This is a genomic window from Segniliparus rugosus ATCC BAA-974, assembly GCF_000185725.2.
In the GTDB taxonomy this organism is placed as follows: Bacteria; Actinomycetota; Actinomycetes; order Mycobacteriales; family Mycobacteriaceae; genus Segniliparus; species Segniliparus rugosus.
The window spans coordinates 1459587-1473687 of sequence record NZ_KI391953.1 but is presented as its reverse complement, the minus strand read 5'-3'; the positions used below and the strand labels follow the sequence as shown (position 1 = coordinate 1473687).

The window sequence follows — 14101 nt, the reverse complement described above, 5'->3', positions numbered from 1 at the left end:
AGCCCGTTCGTCCTGCGGATATCTACCGATATTCGCAGTATAGCGGCATTTGGCCTCACAGGCCGGCGAGGGCGAGCGAGCGAGCCTCGCCGCGATGAGGCGCTCGGGCCCGCGCCGCGATGATGTTGTCGCGGATGGACTGCCGGGCCCGGTGCAGCCGGGAGCGCACCGTCCCGAGTTTGACCCCGAGCGAAGCTCCGACCTCTTCGTAGGAAAGCCCCTCGATGTCGCACAGCACCACCACCGCCCGGAACTCCGGGGGGAGGCTGTCGAGCGCCGTCTGCAGCACCGGGTCGAGGTCCGCGTCGGCGACGACGTCTTCCGGGCTCGGAGCCCCGGACGGCACCCGCTCGTAGTCCTCGGGCAATGCCTCCATGCGGATCTTCGTCTTGCGCCGTGCCTGGTCGAGGAACAAATTCGTGGCGATCCGGTGCAACCAGCCCTCGAAGACGCCGGGGCGGTACGTGTGCAATGAGCGGAACACGCGGATGAATGTTTCCTGCGTGAGGTCCTCAGCGTCTTGCTGGTTGCCGGTGAGCCGGTAGGCGATCCGGTAGACTCGGGCCCCGTGCTCGCGCACGAGCTCGTCCCAGCTCGGCATGTCGGAGGCTTGTCCGGTCGCGTCGAACCGCGCAGTCCCTTCGAGACTGCTGTCTTCGAGCTCGCCCTCAAGGAGGAGCTCGTCGCCGACTTCGTTGTCAACGGCTTGGGCGGTGTGCTTACTGCGTGCCATGCGATCACCTTGTCAGGTCCGGATATGACAATCGTGTGGGAAACCTGAGGCAGGCCTGAGAATACCAGCCGCCGCCCGATCAAGCCACCCTTGATCGCCCGGACTTGCTAGGCTGCACAACCATGCGTTCTCACTCGAGCCTGAAGCCCGCGCTCCTCGCCACGGTCGGCTCCCTCTCCCTCGCGTTGGCCGCCTGCCACCCCACCGTCCCCGAGCAGACGAACGTCACGCCCGCCTGGCACGACGCCTTCGCCGATATCGGCCAGCTCGACAACTCGGTCGCGGCCTGCGACGACTTCAACGCGCACGTCAACAAAATCGCCGACGAGAAACTGCAGATCCCGCCGAGCGAGGTCTCGGTCGGGGCGTTCAAAACCCTCAGCAACAAAGTCCGCGACAACCTGCACGAGATCCTCGAAGCCGCGGGGAAGGAAGGGAAGCCCTCCAGCGCGCAGGGGCTGTCCGACCGCGACAAACTCGGGGTGCTCTACCGCTCCGCCACCGACGAGGCGGCCATCGAAAAGCGCGGCTTCGACCCGATCAAGCCGGATCTCGCCAAGATCGCGGCGATCACCGACACCGCCTCGCTCCTGCGGTACGTGGTCGAGACGGCCGGCAAAGGCCGCTCGCCCCTGCTCGGCTTCGACGTCGAAGCCGACCCGAAGCACACCAACGTCCAGATCGTCAGCGCCAACGCGGGCGGCACAGGCCTGCCGACCAAAGACTTCTACACCGATCCGCAATTCGCAGAGCAGCGCGGGGCCTACCACGCGCTCATCGAGCGGACCCTGAAGCTCGTCGGGGTCGCCGACGACCAGGCGAAGGCGCAAGCCGACCAAGTGCTCGACATCGAGACGAAGATCGCCGCAGCCGAGCTGTCCCCGGTCGAGGAGCGCGACCCGAACGCCACGTACAAGATCGTCGCGCTCGCGGACGCGGACAAAACCACTCCGCACATCAAATGGGAGGACGTCTTCGCCGCCGCGAAGATCAGCTCGCCGCAGACCCTGAACATGGCCCCCGAACGGGTCTTCACCACCGTCGACACGCTGCTCGCGGCCGTCCCGGCAGATCAGTGGAAGGCGTACCTGACCTTCCACCTCGCCTATGAGGCGTCGCCGGCCCTGTCCAAGCCCTTCGTGGACAACGTCTTCGAGTACATGAAGGCCACCAGCGGGCAGAAGGAGCAAAAGCCGCGCTGGCAGCGGGCGGTCAGCAACGTGGACATGTCCATGGGCAACGCGCTCGGCAAACTCTACGTGGAGAAATACGTCTCCCCCGAGACGAAGAGCAAGGCGACCGAGCTGATCAAGAACATCCTGGCCGCGGTGAAGGCCAGAATCCAGAAGGTCGACTGGATGACTGCGGAGACCAAGGCGAAAGCTCTCGAGAAGTGGAGCAAAATCGGCTTGCGGGTCGCCTATCCCGACACGTGGCGCAACTGGGACGCCTTGGTGGTCCAGGACGGCAAGTACTACGAGAACCTGCAGGCCGCGAGGGATTTCAACCGCGCTTACCAGCTCTCCCACCTCGGCAAGCCGACCGACAAGCAGGAATGGATCACCAACCCGCAGGTGGTGAACGCCTTCTACAACCCCGAGTACAACACGATCAACTTCCCCGCCGCGATCCTGCAGGCCCCGTTCTACGACCCGGACCGCGACCTCGCCGCCAACTACGGAGCCATCGGCGCGGTGATCGGGCATGAGACCACGCACGCCTTCGACGATCAGGGCAGGCAGTACGACGGCGACGGCAACCTGACCGATTGGTGGACGCCGCAGGACGTGGAGCAGTTCAAGGCGCGCACGCAGAAGCTCGTGGACCAGTTCAACGGGTACCACCCCTTCCCCGACCGCCCCGACCTGCACGTCAACGGCGAGCTCACCCTCGGCGAGAACATCGCCGACCTCGGCGGCCTGCTCTCCTCTTCGGACGCGCTGCAGAAGCTGGTCGACCAGAAGGTCGAGGTCATGCGCCCGCACGACGGGGTCACCCCGCAGCAGCTCTTCTTCCTGAGCTTCGCCGTGATTTGGCGCGAGAAGATCGAGGAGAAGACGCAAATCCGGCTCTTGGCCCAGGATCCGCACTCGCCGAACCAGTACCGGGTGAACGGCACTGTCGCCAATGTCCCCGCCTTCGCCGCCGCGTTCTCCTGCAAGCCTGGCGCGGCCGAAGCGCACGCCGGTGATCAACTAGTCTCCATTTGGTGAGCGCAGACCGGCCGAAGTCCGACGGAGCCCGGACTGCGACGAGAAGAACCGGTTTCGCCGCCCGCCTGCAGGAAGCGCTCCCCTCTCGCGAGGACGAGCGTTCCCCATCGGTGGAAGACAGCGCCGAGGACAACCACAAGGGCGCGACAGAACAGCCTGCTAGGGTGAATCCGATGTCCCCTGTAGAGCCTCCGGCCGCCGAAAAGCTCCTCGCCTACGCGGCTGCCACCGCAGCCGAAGACGAGCCGACTCGTCAAGCGCGCATCGTCGCGGCCGAGCTTGGCGTGCCGAGCGTCGAGCCTTCGGTCGGCGCGGTGCTCGCCCTGTTCGCCGCTTCGGCCTCGGCGAAAGCCGTCGTGGAGATCGGCACCGGAGCCGGGGTCAGCGGGCTCTGGCTCTTGCGCGGCATGCGCCCGGACGGCGTGCTCACCACTATTGACGCAGACCCGGCGTGCCACAAGGCCGCCAAAGCCGCGCTTGTGTCGGCGCACGTCCCCGCCGGACGCACCAGACTGATCACGGGCAAAGCGCAAGAGGTGCTGCCCCGACTCGCAGACGGAGCCTATGACCTCGTGCATATCGACGCGGAGCCGACCGAGCAGCCGCATCTGATCGCCGAATCAGTGCGTCTGCTCCGCCCCGGCGGCGTGCTCGCCGTGCATGCTGCGCTGCACGCGGGCGCGGTCCTCGACCCGGATCGCCACGACCGCGCGGCGGTCGCGGGCAGGGAAGCCGCGCGGGCCATCGCGGAGGACGAACGCCTCCTGCATATCCTTGTCCCCTTCGGAGAGGGTCTGCTGGTGGCCGCAGTGCGGCATGAGCCGGTCGAGCGCTAGGCACGGCTCCACGCTCGCGCCGGGTTTCGATCCCGAGTTCGGTCAAGTCAGTGAAAAGCATGCGGTTTTCCCTTGTGATACAGCACACTTTCTGATAGCATCGAACGTACGAGCAGTACGATGGGGATCGTCTCGGAGGAAGTGTTTCAGAGCCTCCGTACGGGTCCGTACGGGGTCGCGCGCTGACGCGAGGGACGCCGCTCGCGGCGTTGCGGGCGCACGCCGAGCGAGGGCTTCTCGTCAAACCTGTCGGCGACGGGATGGCGAAAATCTAGGGCACGATGCCGCTCATGGAGGCGGCACGAGTGAAAGACCGGAGTGAAAGACCGGCTCGACGCCGCCGCGCGGACCATCTGCCTCAAGACCCCAGAGCCATGTGGACCCGCAGGAGCGACGCCCTCGCCGCGCTCGCCGGGAGCGGGGAAGACCACCTCGGCCGCGAATGCGGCAAGGAGCCTTGTCAGGCAGCGCAGCGACCGCGCCCCAAGCTGAACCGGCCCCCTCGCCGTGGACCTCGCGGTCCTGGCGGACCTCTCGGATTTACCGCTGGGAGCACCGCCCACGAGCCCCGCGAGTCAGGGAAAACGACTCTGCGAACACCACCACCAGCCCATGGCAGATGGCGAGACGAACAAAACCCGACGGCGCCGTCACACGGACATCGCCCACCGGCGGAACCCACACAACAGACCCCGACGAAAACACGCCCCGGGCGCCATCACCGAACACAGCGCTTGTCTGGATGCCTCGCCCCTCGGCCCGACGCGTCAGCGCACGGACACCGGCCAAGCCGCTCCCCCACTCGCCAGCGGGAAATACCTCCAGCATCGCCCGCTAGAGAACGCCCACCGGCCAGGGCTACGCGACCAGTCCAAGCTGATTAGCGCACGTGGGACTCCACGAAGGGCGGGGTCACGACCTCGCAGCGCAATGCCCTGCCCCGGACGTCGATGCTGACCTCGTCGCCGACCTCGACGCCGGAAGCCGAATCGACAAGGGCGAGGGCGACCCCGGTCTTGAGCGTCGGGGAGAACGTGCCCGACGTGACTTCGCCGACCGAAGCCTCGCCCTTGCGGACGGTGTAGCCCCGGCGAGGAACGCCGGACTCCAGAGCCTTCAGCCCCAACAACGTCCGCGCAGGCCCCCGCTCTTTTTCAGCGACGACGGCTTCGCGCCCGAAGAACTCCGGCTTCTTCCAGCCAATGGCCCAGGCGACCCCGGCCTGCACCGGCGAGATGTCCAGAGCGAGCTCGTGCCCGTGCAAGGCGTAGCCCATCTCCGTGCGCAGCGTGTCCCGCGCCCCGAGCCCGGCGGGCTCCCCGCCGAGCTTCTGGACCTCGTTCAACAGCGCCGTGAAGACCTCTGACGCGACCGACCACGGCGGAATCACCTCGTAGCCCTGCTCGCCGGTGTACCCGGTGCGGCAGACTTTGACGGGAGCCTGCTTGCCCGCCGAGCCGTCCCAAGTCTCCTCCGTGTACGCCATGTACTCCTCCGGCACGGCGAAGCCCGCTCGTTCCACCGCCTCCTTGGCGAGCGGTCCCTGCACGGCGAACACGGCGTAGTCGCGATGCTCGTCCGTCACCTGGATCTCCGGCGGGGCGACCGCCTGGAGCGCGGCGACCACGCTTGCGGTGTTCGCCGCGTTCGGCACGAGGAAGATCTCCTCGTCGCTCACGTAGTAGGCGATGAGATCGTCGATCACTCCCCCGTCAGGGGCGAGGCACAGGGTGTACTGGGCCTTCCCCGGACGGATGCGCGCGAGGTCGTTGCTGAGCGTCCGGTTCACGAACTCCGCCGCGCCGGGGCCCGCGACCAGGGCTTTGCCGAGATGGCTCACGTCGAAGATGCCGACCTTCTCCCGGACCGCGGTGTGCTCGGAGACCACGCCGGAATACGACAGGGGCATGCGCCACCCGCCGAACGGAGCGAATTTCGCGCCGAGCGCCTCGTGGATCTGCGGGATCGGGCCTTCTAGCACCAGTTCGGGTTGATCATCGGTTCCCATGCTCGCTACAGTAGCGGATTGCAATGAAGCAGCGGGGCGCGAGCCGAGCAGAGAAAGTCGAGACGCTCATCATGAACCAGCCGAAACATAGCGATCCTGCAGCTCCGCTGCCGAAGCTGCTGCTTGACTCGGCGTTGCGCCAGGCCGACGAAGTGCTGCTGGTGGGGGTGACCTCGTCCGAGAACGGCGAGCTCAAAGCGGTCGGCTCCGCGTTCTCCCCGCGACAGACGGAAGAGCTCGCCCGGTCGCTGCGCAGCGTCGGCGCGAAAGGCAAAGCCCTTGAGCTCTTCCGACTGCCCGCGCCGAGCGATCTGAACGTGACGAGCGTGCTCGCCGTGGGCCTGGGCACCGAAGAGGAGAGCGAAGACCCCGAGCGGATCCGCAGGGCTGCGGGCATCGCCGCCCGCGCGCTCGGCGACGTCAGCAACATCGCGACCACGCTTTCCGAACTCGACCTCGGCGCGACCGTTGAGGGGTTCGTCCTTGGCGGCTATAAGTTCGACGCGTACAAATCCGCCGCGCAGACCGAGGGCGCGAAACAGCTGCGGCTCTTGGTGGACCACCCCCGCTCCGCACAAGCCAAAGCCGACCTCGCGCACGCGCAGTCGGTCGTCGAGTCCGTGTGCGCCGCCCGCGACTTCGTCAACACACCGCCGAACCACCTCTACCCCGACAGCTTCGCCATCCGCGTCGTCACGTTCGCCAAAGCGCTCGGCGTCGCGGCGGAGGTCCTGGACGAGAAGCAACTCGCGAAGGGCGGCTACGGCGGAGTCGTCGGAGTCGGCCAGGGCTCGTCCCGCCCGCCCCGGCTGGTGAAGCTCGAATACCGGGGCCGCAAAGACAAGAACGCGGGCGTCGACGTCGCGCTGGTCGGCAAGGGCGTGACGTTCGACACCGGCGGCATCTCGATCAAACCTGCCGCAGGCATGGAGCACATGACGTCCGACATGGGCGGGGCCGCCGCCGTGGCCGGAGCCATCTTCGCGGCCGCGAAGCTCGCGCTCCCCCTGAACATCACCGCCACGCTGCCGATGGTGGAGAACATGCCGTCCTCGACCGCGCAACGCCCCGGCGACGTCATCACGCACTACGGGGGGAAGACCACGCTCGTCATCAACACCGACGCCGAGGGCAGGCTCATCCTCGCCGACGCCATCGTCTCGGCGTGCGAGCGCGACCCGGTCTACCTCATCGATGTGGCAACTCTCACTGGCGCGCAAATGGTCGCGCTCGGCGCGCGGACCCCCGGCGTGATGGGCACCGAGGAATTCCGCGACCGTGTGTCGGAAATCTCCCGCTCCGTCGGGGAGGGCGGCTGGTCCATGCCGTTGCCAGAGGAACTCGCCGACGACTTGAAATCCCCGATCGCCGACCTCGCGAACGTCACGAACCACCGCAATGGCGGCATGCTCTCCGCCGCGCTCTTCCTCAAGGAATTCGTGAGCCCCGATGTCTCGTGGGCGCACCTCGACGTCGCGGGCCCCGCCTACAACACCGGCTCCGCGCACGGCTACACGCCGAAAGGCGGGACCGGGGTCCCCGTGCGCACATTGGTCGCCGTACTCGAGGACATCGTCCAGCGGGGCTAGCACGCGTGCCCGCCATGGTCACTAGAGTAGGCTCTGAAGCGAGGACAACGACACTCCACCAGACCACGTGAGGAGACACCAGGACATGCCTATCTCGGTTCGGATGCCTGCGCTCGGCGAAAGCGTCACCGAAGGGACCGTCACCCGCTGGCTCAAGAACGAGGGCGACACCGTTGCCACCGACGAGCCGCTGCTTGAAGTCTCCACCGACAAGGTCGACACCGAGATCCCTTCGCCCGGCGCTGGCGTCCTGTCGAAGATCGTCGCCGGGGAGGACGCCGTCGTCGAGGTCGGCGGCGAGCTGGCGGTGATCTCCGAGGCAGGCGAGTCCGCTCCGGCGCAAGAGGCTCCTGCCCCCGCCGCCGAGGCTCCCGCTCCCCCGCAGGCTCCTGCCGCCGAGGCCCCCGCCCCCCCGCAGGCCTCGAGCGCGCCCGCAGAGCCCGCCTCCGGCTTCACTGTGACCATGCCGACCCTCGGGGAGTCCGTCACCGAGGGGACGATCACCCGCTGGCTGAAGAAAGAGGGCGACGCTGTCGCGGTCGACGAGCCGCTCTTGGAGATCTCCACCGACAAGGTCGACACCGAGATCCCCTCGCCCGCCGCTGGCGTGCTGCAAAAAATCCTCGCCGGGGAGGACGCCGTCGTCGAGGTCGGCGGCGACCTCGCGATCATCGGCTCCGGCGCGGCCCCGTCCGCTCCGGCGGCGCCCGCGCCCTCGGCGAGCGCTCCCGAACCCACTCCTGCCCCACCCGCGCCCCCGGCGAGCGCTCCCGAACCCGCTCCTGCCCCGCTCGCGCAGGCTCCCGCCGCTCCTGCGCCCGCCGCTCCTGCTCCCGCCGCTCCTGCGCCCGCCGCTCCGGCTCCGGCCGCACCGCCCGTTGCGCCCGCCGCTGCCGAGCAGGACGAGACCGACGACGCGAGCCCGTACGTCACCCCGCTGGTGCGCAAGCTCGCCCGTGAGCACAATGTGGACCTCGCGGCAGTCGTCGGCTCCGGCATCGGCGGCCGCATCCGCAAGCAAGACGTGCTCGACGCGGCCGAGAACAAGAACGCCTCCGCCCCTGCCGCTCCGCAGGCCCCGGCCGGGGCCGTTCCCCAAACCCCGGCCGCTCCCTCCTCTGCTCCCGTCCCCGCGCCGGCCCTCGCCCACCTGCGCGGCACCACGCAGAAAGTGAACCGGATCCGGCAGATCACGGCGAAGAAGACCCGTGAGTCGCTGCTCTCCACCGCGCAGCTCACCCAGACCTTCGAGGTCGACGTGACCAAGATCGCCGCGCTGCGGGCCAAAGCGAAGGCGGGCTTCCAAGAGCGCGAGAAGGTCAACCTCACCTTCCTGCCGTTCTTCGCGAAAGCCGTGGTCGAAGCGCTCAAGGCGCACCCGAATGTGAACGCCTCCTTCGACGAGGAAGCCAAGGAGATCACCTACCACGACGCCGAGCACCTCGGGATCGCGGTGGACACCGAGCAGGGCCTGCTCTCCCCGGTGATCCACAACGCGGGCGACCTCTCGCTCGCCGGGCTCGCCCGGGGCATCGCCGATATCGCGGCACGGGCCCGCTCCGGGAACCTCAAGCCGGACGAGCTGGCGGGCGGCACCTTCACGATCACGAACATCGGCAGCCAAGGCGCGCTCTTCGACACCCCGATCCTGGTGCCGCCGCAGGCCGCGATGCTCGGCACCGGCGCGATCGTCCGCCGCCCCGTCGTCGTCAAGGAGGACTCGGGCGACGAGGTCATCGCGATCCGCTCGATGGTGTTCCTGCCGCTCACCTACGACCACCGCCTCATCGACGGCGCTGACGCGGGCCGCTTCCTCACCACGATCAAGCACCGCCTTGAGGACGGGGCCTTCGAGGCGGACCTCGGCCTGTAAGTGCCGGATTCCTGTGAGGATCCTGTAGGTTTGTCCTGCCGAATTGCATGTCAGAGGCCCATGGTCCAGGATATGGAGCTATGAAGATCATTCGTTCCGCCATGCCCGTGTTCGCCGCCGCGTGCCTCGGTTCGTCGTGGCTCCTCGCCCCCGTGGCGAGCGCCGACACCAGCGCCAAGGACGCGTGCAACCAGTACCGCGAAGCCAACACGAAGGCCAACTCCCGCTGGATCGAGTTCAAGGACAACCACGAGGACGACGACTCGAAGCAGTACTGGCACGATGTCGCGGCGGACCTGAACGACGCGGCCCTCACCGTCAACGACCTCGCGAAAGACAAGGGCTACCCGAACAACATTCAGAACGCCTTCGTCACCTACGCCCACTCGATGCGCGACCTCGCCGAGTCCGTGAACCGCCAAGAGAAGTACGACCGCTTGGACCGCCCGCTCAAGTCTGTCATCAAAGCGCAGCAAGAGGTCCAGAACGCCTGCAAGTCGTACTGGGGCTGATCTTGCCCTTCGGGGCCGCGATGAGACGCTAGGATGGCGTGGTGTTCGCGGTTCCCAGTGCTCAGCAGGTCGCTTCGGCGACTCCTGCGGACCGGGACCGAGCCGTCGATGTGATCCGCATCCTCGCGCTGATCGCCGTCGTCGCAGGGCACGCGCTCATGCTGCTGACCCGCGTGCGGAACGATCAGCTCGAGTTCGGCAACGCGCTCGCCAGGTCGGTCGTCTTCCAGTGGCTCACATGGGCCTTCCAAGTCATGCCGCTGTTTTTCTTCGCGGGAGCCGCCGCGAGCGTCCGCTCGTGGCGCGCGGACCAGCGCTGGGGCGCATGGCTGTTCAAGCGCTGCCAACGGCTGTACCGACCCGTCTGGTGGTGCCTGGCGATCTGGCCGGTCGGGCTCTGCGCCCTGCGCCTGGTCGCGCCGGCGGGGGTTTCCCGTCCGATCACAGCCCTGTCCACCCAGCTCCTCTGGTTCCTCGGCGTCTACGTTCTGGTGCTCGCCGCGATCCCGCTCTTCGCGCGGATCACGACGAGCGCCCGCCTCGGCCTCGTCCTCGGCGGGTTCTACGCGTTCACCGCTCTTTTGGACCTCGTCCGCTGGTCGGATCCGTCGGCCCCGCTGAGCTACCTGAACTATCTGTCCTGGTTCATCCCCGCCGCGTTCGGGGTCGCCTATTGGCGCTCGCTGCTCACGCCGCGTCAGGGTTTCGCCGTTGCGGCGGCCGCCCTCGGACTCGACGTGTGCCTCGTGTTCCCCGGCCCGTATGAGCCGAGCATGGTCACCTATCCTGGGCAGCATTTTTCGAACATGACCCCGCCGTCGCTCTTGGCGGCAGGGCACGCGACCGTGCTCTGCGGCCTCGCGATCGGGCTGGCCCCGGCGCTGCGGCGCTGGGCGGCGCGCCCGAAGGCGTGGCGCTGGGTCGCCGTGGGCAACGGCGGGGCGATGACGCTGTACCTCTGGCACCTGCCCACGTTGCTGCTCGTGCACTTCGGGTTCCGCGCGGCTGGTTTCGAGCTGTGGACCGACACGCCGGCCGCCGTCTTCTACCCCCTCCATCTGGCTCGCCTCGCCCTCTTCCTCCTCGCGCTCGTCCCAGTGTTCTTCCTCCTGCAACCGCTGGAGAACAAACCACTGCCGCTGTGGGACTGGCCGATCCGTCCGCTCGGCCCGGCCACGAGCGCGCTCTCCGGGGCGTTGCTCGTGCTCGTCGGCCTTGCGACGTTGCTCTCCGCGCGCTGGGGCCTGGCGGGGCTCGGCGTCTCGCTCACATCGGGCTGGCTCGCGTGCCTTGTCCTCGTCCGGGCGCTCATCCTGCCCCGCAACCGAAAGCAGACCGCATGAAACTCTTCCCATCCGCAGCGTCGGTCGAAGCGGGCACCTCTCCGAGCCGGGACCGCTCGATCGACCTGCTGCGCATCCTCTCGTTGACGGTCGTCGTGGTCGGGCATCTCCTCCTTGTGGTGCTCTATTTCGACGCCTCGTGCCCCGAACCCCGGCAATGCGTCCGCGCCGCCGGAGCGCTCGACGACTCCGTGGCGCTGCAGTGGCTGACGTGGGCGCTTCAAATCATGCCCCTCTTCTTCTTCGCGGGCGGGGCGGCGAGCGTCGGCTCGTGGCACGAGGGGGCGAGCTGGGGCGGCTGGCTCCTCGCCCGCTGCCAGCGCCTCTACCGGCCCACGTTGTGGTTTATCGCGGTGATCCTCCTGCTCGTCCTCGTCTGCCAGCAGTTCGTCCCGCCGGAGGCCATGGCGATCGGGGTGCCGCAAATCTTCGTGCTGCTCTGGTTCCTCGGGGTGTACACCGTCTGCCTCGCGTTCATCCCGCTCCTCGCGAAGATCTCCACCGGATGGCAGCTCGCGCTGGTCGTCGCGGGCCTGTACGCGCTCACCGCCCTCGTCGACCTTGCGCGTTGGACATGGGGGTCGGACTGGCAGATCGGCGCCCCGAATTTCGTGCTCGTCTGGCTCATCCCGACCGCGCTCGGCGTCGGCTATCGCAAAGCGCTCATCCCGAGGCGGATCGGGGCCGCGATGTTCGCGGTCGCCCTCGCCGTCGATCTGGCCCTGTGCCTTCAGGGCCCGTACGCCGTGGCCATGCTCGGCACCGCCGACCAAACCCACATCTCGAATTTCACGCCCCCGTCGCTGCTCTTGGCCGGGCATTCGGTGTGTCTCTGCGGGCTCGCCGTCCTCCTCGCCCCGCGCCTGCGCGCGTTCGCGGGCAACCCGCAGGTGTGGCGGTTCGTCGCCATCGGCAACACCGGGGCGATGACGCTCTATTTGTGGCACTGGGTGGTGCTCTTCGCCATGGACGGCGCGCTGATCGCCTCAGGCCTGTTGCCGGTGTCCGACTCCGCGCCGGGGCTCTGGCCCAGCAAGGCGGAACAGGCCCCGCTCTTCTTATTCCTCGTCTTCGTCGCGTTCCTGCTGCTGCGCCCGCTGGAGACCAAACCCCTGCCGTGGTGGGACGACCGTGTGACCGCCCTAGGCTGGCGCAGCTGGGCAGTCGGGGCCTTTCTGATCTGCGCGGGGGTCAGCACGCTCGCGTTGGCGCGGCTCGGACCTCAGGTCGTCGGGCTGTGGGGCGTGGGGGCCTTGGTCGGCTCGTTGGCGTTGGCCAGGGCGACGGCTACTGCGCCTGCGAATGCTTCTTCTCCAGCTCGGCGAGCATCTCCAGACCCAGCAGCTGAGACTTCCTGATCTGGTCGGGGCTGTCCCCCCAGCCGAGGAGGACGGAGGCCCCGAGCGGCAGCAGCACCGATTCGAGCCCGTCGTTGTCGTGGCCGAGATATCCCGCGAGCTCCAAAAGCACATATCCGTGCATCGCGCTCCAGAATTGGAAGAGCATCGACAGCGGGTCTTCCCCGTGGATGCGCCCGGCGTCGATGGCGCGCTGCACAGCGCTGGCGATCACCAGGATCACCCCGAGCTCGGCCCGCACCTCCCCCTTGCTGACCGAGGGCACGGTGAAGGTGACCGGCGCGGAGACTCCGTTCACCGAGGCTTCGCCGAGCATGAGGCGGTACAGGTGCGGGTTCTCCAACGCGAAACGCCGATAGAGGAAGGTGTACACCGCGAGGTCTGCGACCGGGTCGTCGCTCGGGTCCACAAGCTGCAACGTCATGGCGAGCCGATGCAATCCCTCGTCGGCGACGGCGGCGAGCAGCTGCTTCATGCCGCCGAAGTAGGTGTAGACCGACATCGTCGACGTGTCGCACGCGGCGGCGACCCGACGGGCCTGCAACGCGTCCGGACCGTGGTCGGCGAGCAGCGCCAGCGAAGCCTCGATCAGTTCCCTGCGAAGATCACGAGCTGAAGACATCGGCTAAATTTCCCATATTCCTAGGTAGAACTCCACATCAGAGATCTAGTTGTGACGATAGCGGACCGGCCGTACCGGATAACCTGGACAGTATGCCACGAGATTTCGTCCGCCGCGTCGTCGTTCTCAGCGGCGCGGGGATGTCCGCCGAAAGCGGCATGCCGACCTTCCGAGAAGCCCAAACCGGCTTGTGGGAACAATTCGATCCTACCGAACTCGCGTCACCCCAGGCATGGCGGGCCGATCCAGAATTCGTCTGGGCGTGGTACCTGTGGCGCCACGAGCTGGCGCGGCGCGCCCTGCCGAACGCCGGGCACCTCGCCATCGCCGAGTGGGAATCGCGCGCCGAGGTCGTCGTCATCACCCAGAATGTCGACGACTTGCACGAGCGGGCGGGGAGCAGCGATGTCGTCCACGTCCACGGCAGCCTGTTCGCGTTCCGCTGCGCCGACTGCGCGTCGCCGTACGACGGGCAGGTCCCCTCCGTCGAGCGGCCGGTCGCGCGTGCCGCTCCTCCCCGATGCCCGCGTTGCGGCTCCGCCGTGCGCCCAGGCGTGGTGTGGTTCGGGGAGGCGCTGCCCGAAGCGCCGTGGGAGCGGGCCGTGCGCGCGGTGGGCGAAGCGGCGCTGCTTGTGGTCGTCGGCACCTCGGGCGTCGTCTACCCGGCCGCGGGGCTGCCCGCCCTCGCGAAAGCCTCCGGGGCGCGGGTCGTCGAAGTGAACCCGGAGCCTTCGGCGCTCACCGGAGAGGTGGACGAGTTCGTCCGGGCGAAAGCTGGCGCGGCGCTGCCGGGGCTCCTGGACCGGCTGCTGCCCTGAACGCCGTCGTCACAGGAGCCGCCGCAGAGTATTTGGAGAAAATCCGCGAAACGTGTAAGGTGAACCAGGCTTAAATTGCATATGGGGCTATGGCGCAGCTGGTAGCGCATCACACTGGCAGTGTGAGGGTCAGGGGTTCGAGTCCCCTTAGCTCCACATGATCCGGCGCAGGTCAGAATTACTTTCTGGCCTGCGC

Annotated in this window: 11 protein-coding genes and 1 tRNA gene; 9 read left to right on the top strand and 3 right to left on the bottom strand. The window is 67.8% G+C overall.

Features of this window, described 5'->3' with window-relative positions; translation table 11 throughout:
• Positions 1 to 55: 55 nt before the first annotated feature.
• Positions 56 to 733: an RNA polymerase sigma factor SigE gene (sigE, locus tag HMPREF9336_RS07285; RefSeq protein WP_007470471.1), complete on the bottom strand. Its 678-nt coding sequence runs from the start codon at positions 731 to 733 to the stop codon at positions 56 to 58.
• A 122-nt stretch (positions 734 to 855) separates the two neighbouring features.
• Between sigE and HMPREF9336_RS07280 the strand changes: the two genes are divergently transcribed.
• Complete coding sequence (locus tag HMPREF9336_RS07280; RefSeq protein WP_007470469.1) at positions 856 to 2946, top strand: M13 family metallopeptidase; 2091 nt, start codon at positions 856 to 858, stop codon at positions 2944 to 2946.
• A gap of 173 nt (positions 2947 to 3119) precedes the next feature.
• Positions 3120 to 3782 carry an O-methyltransferase gene (locus HMPREF9336_RS07275; protein WP_040585224.1) on the top strand — a complete coding sequence of 221 codons (663 nt, stop codon included), beginning with the start codon at positions 3120 to 3122 and terminating at the stop codon, positions 3780 to 3782.
• Between the two features lie 880 nt (positions 3783 to 4662).
• Here the strand turns inward: HMPREF9336_RS07275 and gcvT are convergent.
• Positions 4663 to 5790: a glycine cleavage system aminomethyltransferase GcvT gene (gene gcvT, locus HMPREF9336_RS07270; RefSeq protein ID WP_007470465.1), complete on the bottom strand. Its 1128-nt coding sequence runs from the start codon at positions 5788 to 5790 to the stop codon at positions 4663 to 4665.
• 71 nt (positions 5791 to 5861) lie between these two features.
• Here gcvT and HMPREF9336_RS07265 point away from each other — a divergent pair, with 71 nt between their 5' ends.
• The 5 genes from HMPREF9336_RS07265 to HMPREF9336_RS07245 all read left to right on the top strand — a co-directional run bounded on the left by HMPREF9336_RS07265 (position 5862) and on the right by HMPREF9336_RS07245 (position 12465).
• Positions 5862 to 7379: a leucyl aminopeptidase gene (locus HMPREF9336_RS07265; protein WP_051357297.1), complete on the top strand. Its 1518-nt coding sequence runs from the start codon at positions 5862 to 5864 to the stop codon at positions 7377 to 7379.
• Between the two features lie 85 nt (positions 7380 to 7464).
• Positions 7465 to 9252, top strand: a complete 1788-nt coding sequence (gene sucB / locus HMPREF9336_RS07260) for a 2-oxoglutarate dehydrogenase, E2 component, dihydrolipoamide succinyltransferase (RefSeq protein ID WP_021030287.1) — start codon at positions 7465 to 7467, stop codon at positions 9250 to 9252.
• Between the two features lie 80 nt (positions 9253 to 9332).
• Positions 9333 to 9764: a hypothetical protein gene (locus HMPREF9336_RS07255; RefSeq protein WP_007470458.1), complete on the top strand. Its 432-nt coding sequence runs from the start codon at positions 9333 to 9335 to the stop codon at positions 9762 to 9764.
• A gap of 41 nt (positions 9765 to 9805) precedes the next feature.
• Entirely contained in the window at positions 9806 to 11107 is a 1302-nt protein-coding gene (locus HMPREF9336_RS07250) for an acyltransferase family protein (protein WP_021030286.1), read from the top strand.
• The gene (locus HMPREF9336_RS07245) at positions 11104 to 12465 is read left to right on the top strand and encodes an acyltransferase family protein (RefSeq protein ID WP_021030285.1); all 1362 of its coding nucleotides are present in this window, start codon (positions 11104 to 11106) and stop codon (positions 12463 to 12465) included. Before HMPREF9336_RS07250 ends, HMPREF9336_RS07245 begins: the two co-directional genes overlap by 4 nt.
• Here HMPREF9336_RS07245 and HMPREF9336_RS07240 read toward each other — a convergent pair.
• Positions 12395 to 13087: a TetR/AcrR family transcriptional regulator gene (locus tag HMPREF9336_RS07240; RefSeq protein ID WP_007470453.1), complete on the bottom strand. Its 693-nt coding sequence runs from the start codon at positions 13085 to 13087 to the stop codon at positions 12395 to 12397. The two genes, HMPREF9336_RS07245 and HMPREF9336_RS07240, sit on opposite strands and share 71 nt — an antisense overlap.
• 92 nt (positions 13088 to 13179) lie before the next feature.
• Here HMPREF9336_RS07240 and HMPREF9336_RS07235 point away from each other — a divergent pair, with 92 nt between their 5' ends.
• Together HMPREF9336_RS07235 and HMPREF9336_RS07230 are read left to right on the top strand one after the other, a co-directional pair.
• Positions 13180 to 13905, top strand: a complete 726-nt coding sequence (locus HMPREF9336_RS07235; protein WP_007470451.1) for an SIR2 family NAD-dependent protein deacylase — start codon at positions 13180 to 13182, stop codon at positions 13903 to 13905.
• 83 nt (positions 13906 to 13988) lie between these two features.
• A tRNA-Ala gene (locus HMPREF9336_RS07230) sits at positions 13989 to 14061 on the top strand.
• The last annotated feature ends 40 nt before the right edge of the window (positions 14062 to 14101 follow it).